The following is a 16,453-nucleotide window of genomic DNA, read 5'->3' as shown; positions in this document are numbered from 1 at the left end:
AATCCGACTTAGCGGCGCGGCGCGCGATTCGTCGAATAGCGTAGGAATTTTCTCTCCTCACCTCCCTGGCATCGCGCTTGTGCAGTTCACCGCGGATCTACAACCCGCGGTCGTCCTGTCGCCCGCCGAGCCCCCATGGGAGGAAGTCATGTGTCTACATCCTAGTTTTCGCCGTACACCTGCGAGGCTCCGAGGACGTGCCCGCAGGAGTGAGCGTGCGACCCGCTCGGGGAGGACTGCAATCCTCTGAGTTGTGAGATCGAGGTCTGCGATTTCTGACCGTTGGCAGGCTAGAGAGTGCTCCTCGGAGCACTCCCTCCCGGCACATCGGCCGGCCCGACCCCTCCGTGGCAAGCCGGCCCCGGGTCGACCGGACGATTTCTGGGCTGAAAAGGCCGGTCGGCAGAATCGAAGGTGATTCTCTTCGGCGCGGGATGGTAGAGATGAATGGATGAAGTACCTCATGCGCGCGATCCGGGCCTTCCTCGGCCCTATCATCCTCCTGTGGGACAAGGTCTTTCAGCCCACGCCGGTAACCCGCGAGGCCGCCCAGCAGGCGACCGTCGATTCGGAAGTCGAGAGCCTCAAGCTGTACCAATTCCTCGCCTGCCCGTTCTGCGTGAAGGTTCGCCGCCAGATGAAGCGTCTGATCCTGCCGATCGAGACCCGTGACGTAAAGCGCAACGAGACCTGGCGGGAGGAGCTTCTCCGTGAGGGCGGCTCGCCCAAGGTCCCGTGCCTGCGGATCGAGGAGGAGGGTGCCGTGCGCTGGCTCTACGAGTCGAGCGCGATCGACCAGTATCTCGAGACGCGTTTCTCAGTCTAGGCGGTGGGCCTCATGCGCGAACTGACGAAGAAGGTCGCCGTGGTCACCGGTGCCGCGAGCGGTATCGGGCTCGCGCTGTCAAAGCGGTTTCTCGCCGAAGGCATGAACGTCGTGATGGCCGACGTTGAGGCCGGTGCTCTCGAGGAGCAGGCTGGTCTGCTGGACGAGTCGGGCGAGCGGGTTCTTGCGGTTGCCACCGATGTTCGCAAGCCGGAGGAGGTCGCGGCACTCGCCGATCGAACCCTCGCGCGATTTGGCGCCGTCCACGTTCTCTGCAACAACGCCGGCGTCGCTCCCGGCGGCAAGATGCTCGATACAAAACCCGAAGACTGGCGTTGGGTGATGGACGTGAACGTGCTCGGCGTCGCGCATGGAGTTAGCACATTCGGGCCCTTGATGGTCGAGGCGGGCGAGGGGCACATCGTCAACACGGCTTCCGAAGCGGGGCTCATGACGAACGACTCGCTTGGGATGTATTGTGCGAGCAAGCACGCGGTGGTTGGTCTTACCGAGTCGCTGTACCGCGAGCTCGAAAGCACGCCCGTCGGCGTCTCGGTCGTCTGCCCGAATCTCGTGCGGACCGGGATCTTCCACTCCGAGCGCAACCGCGACGACGGCGCTCCGGAGAACCCCAAGGACGTGGCCGTGATGGGCTTCCTGCGCGAGACCCTGGTCAGCATGGGCATCCAGCCGTCCGATGTCGCCGACAAGGTCGTTGAAGCAATTCGCGAGGACCGGTTCTGGGTGTTTACCCACCCCGGCACGGCGGCGCGCGCCGGCGCGCGCGCCGCGGACATCGCGGCCGACCGCAATCCCAGCAATCCGTACGCGGACTTCGACGTGGAGTCGGGGGAGGGCTAGCGCGCCGCGCTAGACGCCCGGTGTGTTCGCTGGCGCGGCTCTGAGCGCTCGCTCCAGCAGTTCCACATACCTCTGCGCAAAGAGATAGCTGTCCCCCGGCCAGCGGGCCGAGGCGTAGCTCCCGTCCTCGACCACGAACGCGGGCTTGTGATCGTCCCGGGGCGGTAGACTTCGGCATTGCCCTTGGCCGTCCTCATCACCACGACGACCTTGCCGACGACGACGATGACCACGGCGAGAGGAATGAGGAAGAGCTGGCTGCCGATGACGGTCGTCTTGAACATCTGAGATGTGTTCTTCATTACAGGGCTCTGTGTACTCCGAGCGAGCCCGTGGTGGCTGCGGGGTGGCGCGATTGATTCCTTCGTCGCGGTGGGACCTGCGGGGGCTGCTCTGGCGTGCCGTTGCTCGTCTGTTTGCTGCGCATCGAAAGCTCTCCGGCCCGGGTGTAACGTTCCTCTCACTGTTGCCTGGGCGGCGGCTGCACCATCAACGCGAATTTCGGGAGCATCTGGCGAGCAAACCAATCGAGCCCGTGTCGGTTCGGTCACCAATCGAAGTTCGCGAGGAAGCCCAGATGGAGTGCGTCGGCCGGCCACGAGGATCTGGTCGCCGGTCGCTTCTTGCCCGTCGACGAGAGCCTGCGCTTGGGGGTGGACCGTCAAGAGGGACTGGGCGAGGCGCCGAGCATTGGCGACGGTGCCGATTTGGTACCCGCCGGTAGCCGGCACGGCGCCGGAAGAGACTCGCCCGGCGCTCGAGGGTTGAATCAGACCTCCGGGGCCAGAAGCCGGATTTCGGCGGCGCCGAGTACGCACCACTGCGCGGACTCGAGCCCAAGCGCGGCGAGTGTGAGGTTCCCGATCGCAGTTCGTTCGAGCGCCACACACTCCGCTCCCGCGGCCGCCAGCATCCTCTTCACCTGATGGTACTTGCCTTGATCAATCCGAAGCTCGAGCCGGTGGGTTCCGACGACCGCGCAGTCGAGCGCCGCGTTCGGCTCGGTCTCGCCACGGAGAAGCACGCCGTCGCGTAGCGCGGCTGCGAGGTCGGCGGTTGCCGGTGCGCGCGTCGTCGCGACGTAGGTCTTAGGGATGTGTCGCTTCGGAGAGGAGATGGTGTGGTTGAAGCCACCGTCGTCGGACAGCAGGAGCAGCCCGGAAGTGTTCTAATCGAGTCGGCCGATGGGCTGAACCCCGCGAGTGACGAACGGTGCGGGAAGGAGGCTGAGGATACTTGGATGGTGCGACGGGCTGCGAGAGCACTCGTAGCCCTGCGGCTTGTGCAGGGCGAGGTTGAGCCGCTCGCGACAGCGCCAGGTCATCACGCCCTCTACGGCGATCTCGAGATCTTCCATCTCGTACTCCGCTGCATCGTCCCTCGCGGGTCGGCCGTCGGCCGTCACGAGCCCGCGGCGTACGAGCGCTCGGCATTCCCGTCGGGTGCCGAACCCCTGGGAGTTCAGGATGCGGTCTAGGCTACGTCTCTGCATCGGGCTGCGCGTGCTCCGGCCCATGGGCTATGGCACAAAAGGCCCGTCGCATCAGCTAGGGTTCCGCCTTCATGTCCAACCACAAGTTCACAGTCCGATACGACGGCAGGGAGTTCTCCGGCTGGCAGCGCCACCAGAACAAGGCGACGATCCAGGGGGCCATTGAGGAGGCGCTCTCCGGGGTTTTCGGATCTCCGGTCGCCATCTTCGGCTCCGGTCGGACGGACGGTGGCGCCCACGCGCAGGGCCAGGTCTTCAACGCCGATCTGCCCGGCGAGCCGGACCTCGCTGAGACGAAGCGCGCGCTCGACCTGGCTCTCGTTCCCGCGGTCCGCATTCTGGACATCGAGCAAGCGGATGAGGGTTTTCACGCCCGGACGGCCTCGATCGGTAAGATCTACCGATACGAGATCTGGAACGCGCCGAAGTGTCCGGGCCAGATGAAGGGACGGGTGTGGCACATTCCGGGCCCGCTCGCGGTCGATCCGATGCGCGCCGCTTGCGCAGAACTCGTCGGAGAACGTGATTTCGCGACCTTCGCGACGAAGACGAACTACAAACAGAAGTCGACGCGCCGCAACCTGAAGCGGGTGACGCTCAGCCACGATCTCGAGCGGATCTCGATCGTCTTCGAGGCCGACGGCTTCCTCTACAAGATGGTGCGGAACCTCGTGCGCGCGATCGTGAAAGTGGGCGAGGGTCGCACGAAGCCCGAAGATCTGCGTGCGCTGCTCGCAGCGTGCGACCGGAAGGTGGCCCCGGGGACTGCTCCGGCCTCGGGCTTGTTCCTAGACGCCGTTCAGTACGAGTGACGGTGGGCCTTCAGCCCGGTTCCGACTCTTTGCCGATGTCGTCCCATCGGATGCGACGGTAGTCGAACGCCTCCGCTGCGACGAGGTTGGGCTTGATGATCTCGAAGTAGGGCGAGAGGTCGAAGTCCCGCGGGGTGACGAGGCTCGTGCGCTTGTGGCGAAACCGAGCGGGGTACGGAGTCCGTCGTCGGACGAGCCGCGTGTACCACGGCGAGGGCGGGGCCGCCCCGTCGGGCGTGATCGTCGGGCGGATTGGGAAGCCCACGTTCTGGAAGGCCTGGGCGATGAGAGTCGAGCAGATCACTTCGTGGGTGAGGTCGCTTCCCAACTCGAGGGCCGTGCGGCGGAAGCGCCGCGGGATGAGGCTCACGGGGAAGAAGTAGCGCGCGAGATCGAAGACGTGACGGACGTTGTAGCGTGATCCCATCTGCCCACTGATCTCGGAGACAATCTTCGCGAGGTCTTCCGCTTGGAGGCCGAGAGGACGGCAGATGCGTAGGTTGAAGTCCGTGTACTTCGCGATGGGGTTCGCAGTCACGCCCTCCTCGAGGAGCGCCTCGATGACCATGTGCGCCGTGTCGGCCTCGACCCCTCCTTCGAGGCTGGCTCGTTGCTCCGGGGATCGGTTCTGGAGAGCGTCGCCGACGTAGATGGCAGCGTGAGACCACGAGCTCTGCGTGAGAAACTTGATGATCTCGCTCACTCGCTGGTCCCCTTCGACAAGGACGATGTCTCCGGGGCGAAGTGTCTGCCGAAGGATATCGGGGTCGTGCCACGTTGGCCCTCGGTGCTCGCCGAGCGGCTTCGTGAGGTAGTCCGCACCCCAACGAAAAAGACGGTGCCGCAGCCACGGGATCGGCATGCTGCACCATGCAATGCGGGTCGAGCGGGAACAAGTCTACCGTGGGGGTTGGGCCGCGACTGCGGCGGCCGTCGCTGCGCGTGAGGGGTGATCGGGGTGCGGGTTCCAGGGTGCGTTCAGCTCTGCTTCTCGAACGGGTCGCGGTACGGCGCGCGGGCCGGCCTCAGATGGCCCAAACCGTGGTTTTCGGGGAACTTCGTCGTGGTCGCCCAGAGGTAATCCCCGAACTGGAATGGCGCGAAGGGTTCGATCCCATCGAGTGGGAGCGGCGCAATCACCGTGTTCGGACGAGGCTCGAAGAAGAACGGAATCGAGAAGCGCTCCGTGCCCGAGGACAACACGCGGTGCATCGTCGCGCGCACACGACCGCCGGTCCAGCGAGCCAGTAGACCACCAAAGTTGATGATGAGCCCGTTCTCGGTCGGGGGTACGTCGATCCAGTGACCGTCGTCGGTTCGGGCCTGGAGGCCGGCCGCGTCGCATTGGGCGAGAATCGTCACGAGCCCCGAGTCCACATGGCCACCGCAAACGACTTCGACGCGCTCGCCTGCCCACCTCATGAAGTATTTCTCGAGCTCGGGCGCGAGAGGTTCGCCCGCTGGGCGGCCGGGGTAGCGCAGAAGGCGCAGCGTCGAGATTCCGTCGTCGAACGCGCCGCGGAAGATGTCCTCCGAAATGCCGATCCCGCGTGAGATCGACGCGAGGAGGGCGTAGCCGATCGACTCCATCGCTCGGTAGTACGCAACGGCGTCCCGCCGCCAACCCGGAATCTGTTCCTCTGGCGGAAACACGGAGGGCTCGAAGAGAAGATCGTCGTCCGAGTCCGGAAGCTCCCGAACCACGTCCGGCCCGATCTCGAAGCCCTCCCGGCTCCGCGGCTCGGCAGACTCAAGTGGAAACCAGCCGCGATAGAGGTTCGGGTTCTCCGGGGCGAAATTCTTCTTCCAGAGCTTTCGCCGCTCGCCTTCGGGGAGCCGGAAGAGCCGCAGCAGTGAGTCTCGCGCCTGCCTGCCGGCGTCGTCGCCGAGCGGCGCTCCGGCAATCGTCATGAATCCGACGCGGGACGCCGCTTCGCAGATCTTGCGGTCGATCTCGTCTCGGGCGGACCCACGGTCGCCGAAAAGCGGCGTGACGTCGATCTCCGGTATTTCGTCGCTGGACGGGGGCGCTTGTGTCGGTGGCATGGGTGGATGATGCGAATTCGGCCCGAGGTCTTCAAGGGGGTAGAGCCGGGTGCCGCCTCGTGCGGATCCTGCGTGGGTTCGGTAACTTGGGTCTCCCGATGGGTGCCGTTTCGATTTTCACCCCGGTCTTCCGCGACGTCGACGAACGCACGTACATCACCGACACGGCGATGGTCATCGCCTCTCGGATGATGGAGACCGCGGTCAACGAAGAGGGCGCCGAGTTCCTGCGTTGGGGGAAGTGGGCGAACAACGCCTTCAACCTACTCGCGAACGCATTCTGGAATCGAGGTACGTACGTCACTGACAGCATCAACGTGACCGCGACGCGCGAGATCTGCCGCGCCCTCTCGAAGGAGCAGTTGCTCGTGTATGCGTCGACCACGTCCCTGTATGGCGCGGGCGGTGGTGTGAGCAGCGAGGAGACGGAGGTCTGTCCGGTCAGTCACTACGGCGTGGCGAAGCTCCAGGCCGAGCAGGTCTTCCTTTCGCACGAGCAGTCGATCTCGTTGCGCTGGCCGACCATCTTCGGCGTGAGTCCGCGGATGCGGACTGGACTTCTGATCCACGACTTCGTGCAGAAGGCGGTCCAGGAAGGCACTGTCGTTCTGTTTGCGGGGGACTCTCGCCGAACGTTCTTGCACGTCGAGGATTGCGCCGCCGGTTACGTCTTCGCGTTGGAACACGCAGCCGAGATGGCCGGACAGATATTCAACGTGAACGCCGAGACGCTGAACGCGTCGAAGCGGCAGATCGCGGAGCTCGTGAAGCTCTACTCGTTCTACGATCCGGCTTCGCCGGTCCGACCGATCTGAGTACTCAAGCGGTGAGGCTCGAGATCTCGTCACGGCTCTGCAGCACCCATGCCTCGATCTCATCGTGGATCGCGCTCCACGCGCGGCCGGTGGGATCGATCGAGAGGGCGGGGATGTCCATCCGGTCGACCAGTTCGTCACAGAGCGCCCGGTACTCGCACCAGAACGCAACGAGCCCGTCGGCGCCGCGCCACCCACGGCCGCGACCGATCGGCGTCGATTCACAGTATCGGGCGACGCGCGCTGTCCAATCTTCTCCTCGTAGCGGAAGAACCCGTTCCCGCAAATCTCGTTCTGGGTGGAGGCGGCGCAGGTAGATCATCCGCGCGTCCGCTGGCCGTAGGGCTACGATGAACTGATCCACGTACTCGTCGATCCGGGACCGCGGCACCCGTTCCGCGAACAGCATGCGGACCGTGCTCTGAAACGCGGTGCCTTCGAGTACGAGATCCATATCGTCGTTTCGCGCCGCGATGTTGGTCCAATGCCGTAGCCACCACTCGATCCGGGTCACGATCGGCTCGGGTCGGTCTTCAGACTTCGCAGTGACAGGGTGGTCCGCCGCTTCCTCGCGGACCCACCGAGCCGGGCGCCCGTTCTTGTGCAGCCGCCGTGCCAGCTCCTTTGCGGTGGACGATTTGCCCGAGCCGACGATGCCTTCGATCAGAAGCAGGCGCGACTTCGAGGCGACATCCATCTCGGGGAGGTACCGGAGGCCCGCTCGGAGGGGAAGCGCCCGAATTTGCGTGGCCTAGGAGTAGGGCCTTAGATGCCGTCATGGAAGTCGTCGTGTGGAACCGCGAGCAGCAGCTTCTCGTCTTGGCTGCGATGGCGCAGGTGATGTGGCTCGAGGATGAGCATCCTCCGAGCGAACTCGACAAGACTCTCCTCGACGCCACGGCGCGACACGTCTTCGGCCTCGAGGGAGTACCGCCTCGCCTTCCGGAGGTCTCACCCCGCGCGCTCGCAAATGCTCTGTCGCAACAGGACGAGCGGGCGCGGGCGTTGCTGTTTCTGACGCTGGCCGTCTACATCGAGATGGAAGTCGAAGCGGCGCGGGCTTGTGTGGTCGACCGGTACGCGGCCGAGTTTGGAATCGCATCCGACGCGGTGACGAACATGCGCCGACTTCGTGACGGCCAGATCCTCCGGTTGAAGCTGGACTACGGTCGAAAGCTGTTGGCGGCCGGCTTCCTGCCTGGCGACGGTATTCTCGGTACGCTGAAGGCGGTCGTCGACGCGTACCTGGAGACGCGTGGGGACGAGGCGGTCGCAAGCCGATTCCGCGCGCTGGAGAAGCTACCCGACGGAACGTTGGGAAAGTCCTACTTTCAGTTCTACGAAACGCGTGGGTTTCTCCTCCCGGGCGAGAAGGGCGCCTACCCGGAAGCCCTCTTTACCGTGCACGACGCCTCTCACCTGCTCGGCGGCTTTAACACGGATCCCGCCGGGGAGATCGCTGTCGGCGCATTCACTGCGGGCTACGCCGGACGTCACGCGAGTGAGGTTCTCCTCGATGGCATCGCGGCATTTCATCTCGGCATCATGCTCGATCCGCCGCTCGATATTCGGGCCGCACGAGGGCAGATGGATCCGGACCTCATGATGCAGGGTTTGGCGTGCGGAGCCGTGATGACTCGGGATCTGATGGACGGCTGGGACTACTGGGCGGCGTTCGAGCGCCCGATCGTCGACGTTCGCGAGGAACTCGGGATCGTGGGCGCAGCCGACGTATGGCTCGACTCCCCGAACGCTTTGGGTGACAAGCGACGCAGTCCGGTGGGCTGAGGCACGCGTTCGATTGCCGACTGGCGGGGGCTCCTGCGGGGTGGCACAAGAACGTCATGTCGATCGACAGAGAGATCGAACTCCCGGGGCGTGGCCGAACGCAGGTACGCGACATCCCCGGACCCGCGGGCGCCCCAGCGGTCGTACTGCTTCATGGGCTCGGCGCGACGGGTCGCCTCAACTGGGGGCCGTGTCTCCGCCCGCTTTCCGAGCACTTCCGCGTAGTATGCGTCGATCATCGCGGCCACGGCCAGGGCCTACGCACGTCTCGTTTCCGCCTAGCGGACTGTGCAGACGACGCGGTTCTGATTGCGGAGCAGCTGGACCTCGGGCGCTTTCTCGCCGTCGGTTACTCGATGGGCGGGCCGATTGCCTCGCTCACGTGGCACCGGCACCCGGAGCACGTTGCCGGACTGGTGCTTTGTGCAACCGCACGTCACTTCATGACCCGTAAGCTGGCCCGCGGGGCGCGGATGGTTCTTGCGTCGGCCGCGATGATAGCTCGACTCGTTCCGGGTGCGGCGCAGGATCGCTTTCTCGCGCGGATGCTGGCGCGGGTCGAACATCCGCAGCTGCGCGAGCGGATCGTCTCCGAGCTGTCGGGGCACGAACCGTCGACCGTGATCCAAGCGGCGGGCGCCGTTGCGCGGTTCTCGTCGCATGACTGGATCGGTCGGGTCGACGTGCCGACGTCGGTGATCGTCACGACCAAGGACGAGCTGGTGCCCCCGGCGCGCCAACGTAAGCTCGCGGCTTCGATCCCGAACGCGTCCGCGTTCGAAGTCCACGGCAACCACGCCGCCTGCATCGCGAAGGCCAACGTGTTTGCGCCCACTCTGGTTCGAGCGTGCCGAGATGTCGCGCGACGAGCCGATTTCACGCCGCGACTCGCGACTGCGGTTTGACCCCGAGGAGTACCGATCGATGAGCGCGTCGAACGAAATGAAGCCGCGAGCGGGGTCGTATCTCTCGGCGAGCGACATCCTGCGGAACGCGCGCGCACTCGTCTTGGGGGGCCGCGAGAAGGACCTCGCTTCGGAGTACGATCGACTGCGGCAGCTCCCCGCGGAGGTCGTTCAGGAGATCCGTGACGCCGGCATCATGCGCATGCATATTCCGACGATCTAAGGCCGCCCCGAGATGACCTCGATGGAGCACTGCGTAGGCTTTCAAGCGACGTTGAAGTCCCCCCGATAGTCTAGGAAGCGACGAGTGGGCGAGAGTCCGGCGTTCAAGCGGGTGGTCTGTCGTCTGATGGATAAGGGCCCGGACGCTCGTCTCATCGTCGATCTCTCCGGTACCGAGATGCTCGGCAGCACGTTCCTCGGCTGCCTGGCGCCGCGCTCCGCCACGTTCTTTGTTTCCTGAACGAGGATGGCGCCCGCGGTCGCGCGGCGCTGGATCGTCCGCTCGATGCTGGCGACGTGGTTACGATCGTGAACTCGCTCGCTGGTGGGTAGCACCGTTTTCGATCAGGGTGCCGGTTCGCCGCTGCCACAGCGGTGCTAAGAGAGGCAGGGGGATGTCGCAAATCGAGGTACTCCTGAGCGATGACGCTCGACGAGAAGATGGGCGAGAGTATCTTCGTGGCGACGCACTGCGAGCCTATCGAGGCCGCACAGTGAGAAGCCGCTCGTCTTCCTTCGCGACGATCGCAATCGCGGTTCTGATCTCCTCGTGCGCAGCGATCCAGACGGAACGGTCGCTCCCGTCGACCCACGTGATGCCCCCGGCGTTTCGTTCCGTCCTCGACGGCCGACCCCGCATGCTGACTCTGGATCTCGGTGGCGGCGTGTGGGCGGCGTATGACGCGAAGACGTCCTCGCTCTACAAAGTCTGGCGCGATGGCGTCGAGTTGGAAGGAGCGGTCTACGACTATCGACACGGCCCGCAGCCGCGTGCGACCGGGCCGGCCTACGTCCTTCGCGCGGGGCGAACACCCTGGAGGCTTCGTGTGTCCGGTGAGCTCGTGCGGCCGAAGGTTCGGTTTCGCGGGCATCGCGAAGATAGCGGCGCATTTATCGTGTCCTCGGACCTGGAACACGACGGCGTCGTGATTCCCGTCGAGGAGCGCATCGCGCGACTCTCGGGTGATGGCCCGGCGATCGAGTGGCGCTTTCACACATCCGATGTCCCGTCCGAGGTCACGGTCGAGTACCTCGTGGAATTGGACTCCCTGCGAGAGTCCCCGCAGACCGATGGTGCCCTTCAGGACGTGCGGGCCGACAGTGGGGCTGACTTCCGTGCGCGTCTCGTCCTCGCCTCGAACGCCGACACGGTGCTGCGTGCTCGGTTCGGCGAGCCCCGCATTGAGGCGAGCGCGGTTCCGGAGATCGATGCCGGTTGGCAGAAGCTCGAGGCGAGTGGGTGTCCGTCGTGTCACGCGACGGAGGCGCGGACGGTCGGCCCCCCGTTCGTCGAGATCGCCGAGAAGTACGACGCCGACGACGAGACGATTGAGCGTCTCGGGGCCAAGGTTCGCAGCGGTGGAAGTGGGGTGTGGGGTGAGACCGTCATGCCCGCGAACGACTTCCTCGATCCGGTCGAGGCGGAGGACCTCGTCACGTTCATTCTCGCACTGGATGGGAACGACGCGGCCGCGCGGCGCGCTGCGGGCGAGCGCCTCACGGAAGGCACGCAGCCATCGCTCTGGGTGCTCGCGGTTACGCATGGGCCCGGGCTAATCGCCGACTGGTTCGGCAGTACCGTCGGCGGGTGGTTCGAACCGAGCGGGAAGCAGCCGGGAGATCGTGAGCCGCTCGAGGGGCTTCATCCGAGTTTCGATCGCGAGGAGATCCGGGTGCGCGACTTCGAGCCGAAGGTGGGCGGGATGGACTTCCTCTCGAACGGTGACCTCGTGATCTCGACCTGGGACACCCAGGGAGCGGTCTACCGGATCTCTGGATTGGGCGGAGACGACGCAGGCGATGCGCGGGTTCGCCGAATCGCCTGGGGGCTCGCCGAGCCCCTCGGGCTTCGGGTCGTGGACGACAAGATCTACGTTCTGCAGAAGCACGAGCTCACGCGTCTGGTGGACAACGACGGTGATGGCGTGACCGACGAGTACCAAACGGTCTCCAATGATTGGGAATCCTCCGGCAACTTTCACGAGTTCGCGTTCGGTCTCGTCGCCGAACCCGACGGTTTCGTCGCGACCCTCTCTTCGGGCGTCGTTCCCGGCGGCGATTCGGCTCCCTCACAGCCCGTCGATCGTGGGGCTGTCATCCGGATCTCCATGGACGGGAACGCGGAACGTCTCGCTCGGGGACTCCGAACGCCCAACGGTATCGGTACAGGCATCGACGGTGAGCTGTTCGTGGCCGACAACCAGGGCGCTTGGCTTCCGGCGAGCAAGATCGTGCACGTTCAGCGGGACGCCTTCTACGGCTTTCGCGACGTCGATCCCGAGGGGGATGCCGATCGGATCGAGACGCCGCCTGTCGTCTGGCTTCCCCAGGATGACATCGGCAACTCCCCGACCGAGCCGGTACCTCTCGATCTGGGTCCGTACCGCGGACAGATGATCCACGGCGACGTGACCCATGGTGGAATCAAGCGGGTGTTCGCCGAGAGAGTCGACGGTGCGTATCAGGGCGCGGTCTTCCGCTTCAGTCAGGGACTCCAAGCGGGAGTGAACCGACTTCGGTGGGGGCCCGATGGGAAGCTCTACGTCGGAGGCATCGGGAATCCGGGGAATTGGAGCCACAGTGGCGGCCAGTGGTTCGGATTGGAGCGGCTCGCGTACAACGGAGAGTCGACATTCGAGATGCTCGCGATGCGTGCCCTTCCCGCTGGCTTCGAAGTCGAGTGGACCGAGCCGTTGGCCGAGGGGGCGGGTGAGGACGAGAGCGCGTATCGCATCCGGCATTGGAGTTACGAGCCGACGGCAGCGTATGGCGGACCGAAGGTGAATCTAGAAACCCTCGAGGTGACTTCGGTGCAGGTCTCGGAGGACCGCCGTCGCGTTCGTCTCGAGATTCCGGGACTCCGGCCGGGTTCCGTCGTCCACCTCCGAGCGGACCCGGATGAGATCCGGAGCGAGAGTGGCGACTCTTTGTGGACCACAGAAGCCTGGTACACGCTGAACCGGATCCCAGCGGCCGTGCGTTGACTAGTTCGACGCCAGGGTCATCGCGGCCCGCAGGGAGCGGAGTGCCGAACGTCCGAGGTCCTCGAGGATCATCGGGCGGTGTGTCAGCGAGCGGAGATAGAACGGTGCGATGCACCCACAGCGGTCGCAGTCCGCGTTGTTGCCCATCACGCACTTGCCCTTGGTCTTGCCGCTCGCATTGAGGCTGAACGAGCGGTCGCGCAGGAGGCAATTCGTCGTGACGTCCATGCAGTGCTCGGATCGCATGAGGCGGAGAGCACGCTCGGGAATCACGAAGAAGTCGCCGTAAATCTCGCGGAGCGCGAGGAGCTTGTCGATCGCATCGTCACGCTCTTGTGGGTTCAGCCACAGGTCCGCGTTCGCAAGGCCTTTGATCGGCGTAAAAAAGTCGAACGTGATGTTGCGGGCTCCGGCCTCGTACCAATCGCGGACGACACTCTCGATCGAAGAGACGTTCTCGCGGGTGATGACGCAGCAGATAGTGATCCGCAGGTGCTGGTTGGCGCGTACGTTCTCGCGCACGCGGTGGTAGATGCCTCGCCCGCCGTTCTTTCGGTAGTGCCCCTGCGGATCGCGCATCGCCTCGTGCGCCCGCTCGTCGCCGTCGACAGACACGTACCAATTCACGTCCGGCCAGTCGGGGAGCGGCATCGTGCCGTTGGTGACGATCGTGTTGTACTTGAAGAACGGCTTGCAACGTTCGATGACGTCCCGCCGGACGAGCGGGTCGCCGCCGACCCACGTGGCGTTGAAGAACGGCAGCTTCAGGCCCGACGAGCGCTTGAGCTCTTCGAGATGCTCGACCCATTCGTCTGCGCTCAGTTCGGGCGGCAAGGAGCTGTCGTCGCCAGCGTAGTAGTAGCAGTGCGTGCACCGGAGATTGCAGCGGTTGGTCACGTCGATGGAGCCGAACGCGTTGCGCGGGAGTCCGAAGAGGGCAAAGCCGATCTTCGCGAAGTCGTAGGGACTGGGGCCGCGCCGTGCGGGCCACTGTGGCCGCGGCTTCGGATCGTGAGAAAGCTCGAGAACTTCGTGGGGGGCCATGCCCGTGGCGTATCACAGATGTGGAGCGGCGCAGTAGATCAACGAAAGTTCACGGGGCCCGGTGGGGAGGAATTGTGCGCGAGCTTTCCGAGGTGGACGCCCGCTACGCCGTCGGTCACGACATGAACCGCTCGAACGTGTCCTTCCATTTCGGATGCCAGCGGGAAAGCGCAGGCCTATCCTCGATGAGGTCGTCGATCCCCCACTGTATTCGCTTGTTGTCGACCTCCGCGGTCACGTCGTTGTCCGGGCATAGGATGTAAAATCGTTCCGCCGCGATCCGCTCGAACATGAGATCGACGACCTGTCCGAAGCGGTCGTACACCTGTGTGCAGAGCGCCTCGAGCTGCGCGCGGTCGGAGACGTCGACGAGGGCCCGCAGGAGGTTCGCAGCGCTACCCCCCACCACGGGCAGGATCTTGGCTTCCGCAGGGCTCTGGAGTTTTTCCTCGTTGATGTCGGTCATGCAGACCTTGATGCCGAGCTCGGCGAATCGTTTGCATGCCGCCAGGCCAATCCCGTCGGCCGTGCCGTTCACTACGGCGACGTTGCTCTTCTCGAACGCTGCATGAGTAGCGATGGCCTAGAGCTACCGCGGTGCCGGTTGGGCCGCAGCGTCGGCTCTTGCCAACCTGCGCTGCGAGAGGCAGGCTACCTCTTATCTAGTCGCGGGAGCAATCTATGATTTACGACAGCATCTTGGATACGATCGGCCGCACGCCGGTGGTCAGAATCAACCGGCTCGCGCCGAAGGGCGTCGACATGTTCGTGAAGGTCGAGTCCTTCAATCCGATGGGATCGGTGAAGGATCGGCTCGCGCTCGCAATCATGCTCGACGCCGAAGAGCGCGGTGCCATTGCCCCCGGCCAGACCGTGGTCGAGGCGACCTCGGGCAACACGGGCATCGCGCTCGCGATGGTGTGTGCCGCGAAGGGCTATCCGTTCGTCGCGACGATGGCGGAGTCGTTCTCGATCGAGAGGCGCAAGATCATGCGCGGCCTTGGCGCGCGTGTGATCCTCACTCCGGCGGCCGCGAAGGGCACTGGAATGGTGAAGAAGGCGGAGGAACTCGCGGCGAAGCACGGCTGGTTCCTGGCTCGGCAGTTCAAGAACCCGGCGAATCCCGCGTATCACCGAAGCACGACCGGGCCGGAGATCCTGAGCGACTTTGCGAATCGTCGCTTGGACTACTGGGTCACGGGTTGGGGCACGGGCGGGACGCTCACCGGTGTAGGCGAGATCCTCAAGGCGGCGCGGCACGGCGTGAAGATCATTGCGACCGAACCGGCGGCCGCGGCTCTGCTGGCTGGGGGAGAGTGGATGCCTCACAAGATCCAGGGTTGGACGCCGGACTTCGTGCCGGATGTTCTCAACCGCGAGATCTTCGACGAGCTGCATACGGTCACCGATGAAGAGGGCAAGGCCATGGCGCGTCGGCTCGCCTGCGAAGAAGGGATCTTCGTCGGGCTCTCCGCCGGTGCGACGTTCGCAACGGCGCTCAAGGTCGCCGATACCGCCCCGGAGGGCTCGACCATCCTGACGATGCTGCCGGACACTGGCGAGCGGTATCTCTCGACCTACCTCTTCGACGACATCGAGGAGGGTTCGGACGACGAGTGGCTCGCGTCGCTCGGCTAAGGCGTCTCGTTCATCCCAGAGAGTGGGCTTCCCCGAGAAGCCACCGAGCCGCAGTGGTGAGTCCGAGCCCGAGGAGCATCGCCGTGAATCCGCGCCAGTGACGGCATCGACGGATCATCGGCGTGCTCTGGAGCTCGTTCAACGTGCCCATGAACAGAAAAGTGCCCGCCGCCATGGCGAGCAAGACACCGCGGGCGAGAATCACGGCATTTGCGGCGAGCTCGGATCCGGCGAAGCTGCCGGCGAGGATGCCGATGGGCGTTGCGGAGACGAAGAAGCCGAAGACGATCCGGGCGCGAGATCTCGCGAGCGAGCTCTCGGATAGCTTCAGCGCCAACGCGAAGGCCGCCGACGTCTTGTGAAGCAGGATCGCGATCAGGATGAGCAGGGCCTGTTTTGTGTCACTCACGCCAAGGACCGCACCGAGGAAGAAGGAGGGGATTGCGATCATCACTGTCATGATCACGGGCACGATCGGGCTCGCACCCTGGGAAGCGTCGGTCTCCAGGTCTTCTTCGAGATGCCGAATCATATGAGTCAGTCCGAGGAGGACGAGCATCGAGACGATCGCGATCAACGACGCGATCGGAAAGTTCAGTCCCGGAAGGGCTCGCGCCAGGAGTGTGTAGGAGGCGGGCAGCATCATCGTGAGCGAGAGCGCGAGGAAGATGCCGGCCGCGAATGCTTCCCCGAGGGGATAGCCCTCCGCTTCCTTCGTCTGATCCCGGGGACGTGACAGAGGGGCCCATCCGCCACCCATCGTCGCGAGCACGATCACGAACAGGGAGAACCACTGGAAAGGTGTGGGCATGGGCGTGCCCCATCCTACTCTGATCTTCGTTCGATCCCAGTCGATGCGTGGACGAAGCCCTGTCGACAACGCCTCAGTCCGCGCGGACTCCCGATCCTACTCTCTCACGCCCGTTTCGATCGTCGTCAAGTAGCGGTCTATCCGTGGTTGCTCGCCACGACGGCAGGGGCTCAGGGGTCGGCAGATTCGGAGCTCCTTGGTGATCTCGA

At 64.8% G+C, this 16,453-nt stretch carries 16 protein-coding genes and 1 pseudogene; 10 read left to right on the top strand and 7 right to left on the bottom strand.

Annotation, left to right across the window (positions count from 1 at the left end; translation table 11 throughout):
* Positions 1–463: 463 nt before the first annotated feature.
* Together P8R42_08100 and P8R42_08095 are read left to right on the top strand one after the other, a co-directional pair.
* Positions 464–826: a glutathione S-transferase N-terminal domain-containing protein gene (locus P8R42_08100; GenBank protein ID MDG2304607.1), complete on the top strand. Its 363-nt coding sequence runs from the start codon at positions 464–466 to the stop codon at positions 824–826.
* A gap of 12 nt (positions 827–838) precedes the next feature.
* Positions 839–1,687 (top strand): SDR family NAD(P)-dependent oxidoreductase, encoded by an 849-nt coding sequence (locus P8R42_08095; protein MDG2304606.1) that lies wholly within the window; start codon positions 839–841, stop codon positions 1,685–1,687.
* A gap of 769 nt (positions 1,688–2,456) precedes the next feature.
* Here the strand turns inward: P8R42_08095 and P8R42_08090 are convergent.
* Positions 2,457–3,179, bottom strand: a pseudogene (locus P8R42_08090) (pseudouridine synthase).
* Positions 3,180–3,250: 71 nt separating this feature from the next.
* Between P8R42_08090 and truA the strand changes: the two are divergent.
* The gene (gene truA, locus P8R42_08085; protein ID MDG2304605.1) at positions 3,251–3,991 is read left to right on the top strand and encodes a tRNA pseudouridine(38-40) synthase TruA; all 741 of its coding nucleotides are present in this window, start codon (positions 3,251–3,253) and stop codon (positions 3,989–3,991) included.
* A gap of 10 nt (positions 3,992–4,001) precedes the next feature.
* On the opposite strand, the gene P8R42_08080 is transcribed toward truA, so the two are convergent.
* Together P8R42_08080 and P8R42_08075 are read right to left on the bottom strand one after the other, a co-directional pair.
* Complete coding sequence (locus P8R42_08080; GenBank protein ID MDG2304604.1) at positions 4,002–4,853, bottom strand: YiiX/YebB-like N1pC/P60 family cysteine hydrolase; 852 nt, start codon at positions 4,851–4,853, stop codon at positions 4,002–4,004.
* Positions 4,854–4,969: 116 nt separating this feature from the next.
* Positions 4,970–6,037, bottom strand: a complete 1,068-nt coding sequence (locus P8R42_08075) for a 2OG-Fe(II) oxygenase family protein (GenBank protein ID MDG2304603.1) — start codon at positions 6,035–6,037, stop codon at positions 4,970–4,972.
* 98 nt (positions 6,038–6,135) lie between these two features.
* Here P8R42_08075 and P8R42_08070 point away from each other — a divergent pair, with 98 nt between their 5' ends.
* A complete protein-coding gene (locus P8R42_08070) occupies positions 6,136–6,852 on the top strand; it encodes an SDR family oxidoreductase (protein ID MDG2304602.1) in 717 nt (238 codons plus the stop codon).
* A 4-nt stretch (positions 6,853–6,856) separates the two neighbouring features.
* Here the strand turns inward: P8R42_08070 and P8R42_08065 are convergent, their stop codons facing one another.
* A complete protein-coding gene (locus P8R42_08065) occupies positions 6,857–7,549 on the bottom strand; it encodes a hypothetical protein (GenBank protein MDG2304601.1) in 693 nt (230 codons plus the stop codon).
* An 80-nt stretch (positions 7,550–7,629) separates the two neighbouring features.
* On the opposite strand from P8R42_08065, the gene P8R42_08060 reads away from it, so the two are divergent.
* The 5 genes from P8R42_08060 (at position 7,630) to P8R42_08040 (ending at position 12,751) form a co-directional block, all read left to right on the top strand.
* Positions 7,630–8,640, top strand: coding sequence for a hypothetical protein (locus tag P8R42_08060; GenBank protein ID MDG2304600.1), 1,011 nt, complete (start codon positions 7,630–7,632; stop codon positions 8,638–8,640).
* Between the two features lie 56 nt (positions 8,641–8,696).
* Positions 8,697–9,545 carry an alpha/beta hydrolase gene (locus P8R42_08055; GenBank protein MDG2304599.1) on the top strand — a complete coding sequence of 283 codons (849 nt, stop codon included), beginning with the start codon at positions 8,697–8,699 and terminating at the stop codon, positions 9,543–9,545.
* A gap of 19 nt (positions 9,546–9,564) precedes the next feature.
* The gene (locus P8R42_08050) at positions 9,565–9,768 is read left to right on the top strand and encodes a hypothetical protein (protein MDG2304598.1); all 204 of its coding nucleotides are present in this window, start codon (positions 9,565–9,567) and stop codon (positions 9,766–9,768) included.
* Positions 9,769–9,852: 84 nt separating this feature from the next.
* Positions 9,853–10,008, top strand: a complete 156-nt coding sequence (locus tag P8R42_08045) for a hypothetical protein (GenBank protein ID MDG2304597.1) — start codon at positions 9,853–9,855, stop codon at positions 10,006–10,008.
* Between the two features lie 253 nt (positions 10,009–10,261).
* The gene (locus tag P8R42_08040) at positions 10,262–12,751 is read left to right on the top strand and encodes a cytochrome C (GenBank protein ID MDG2304596.1); all 2,490 of its coding nucleotides are present in this window, start codon (positions 10,262–10,264) and stop codon (positions 12,749–12,751) included.
* Here P8R42_08040 and P8R42_08035 read toward each other — a convergent pair whose 3' ends face one another.
* Positions 12,752–13,795, bottom strand: a complete 1,044-nt coding sequence (locus tag P8R42_08035) for a radical SAM protein (protein ID MDG2304595.1) — start codon at positions 13,793–13,795, stop codon at positions 12,752–12,754.
* 115 nt (positions 13,796–13,910) lie between these two features.
* Entirely contained in the window at positions 13,911–14,333 is a 423-nt protein-coding gene (locus tag P8R42_08030) for an SDR family oxidoreductase (GenBank protein MDG2304594.1), read from the bottom strand.
* Positions 14,334–14,476: 143 nt separating this feature from the next.
* Here P8R42_08030 and cysK point away from each other — a divergent pair, with 143 nt between their 5' ends.
* A complete protein-coding gene (gene cysK / locus P8R42_08025) occupies positions 14,477–15,433 on the top strand; it encodes a cysteine synthase A (protein MDG2304593.1) in 957 nt (318 codons plus the stop codon).
* Between the two features lie 10 nt (positions 15,434–15,443).
* On the opposite strand, the gene P8R42_08020 is transcribed toward cysK, so the two are convergent.
* Complete coding sequence (locus tag P8R42_08020; protein ID MDG2304592.1) at positions 15,444–16,244, bottom strand: ZIP family metal transporter; 801 nt, start codon at positions 16,242–16,244, stop codon at positions 15,444–15,446.
* Between the last annotated feature and the right edge of the window lie 209 nt (positions 16,245–16,453).

Source organism: Candidatus Binatia bacterium, from assembly GCA_029243485.1.
In the GTDB taxonomy this organism is placed as follows: Bacteria; Desulfobacterota; Binatia; order UBA12015; family UBA12015; genus VGTG01.
Note: the sequence above shows the minus strand (reverse complement) of the source record. Positions and strands in the feature narration are given on the sequence as shown.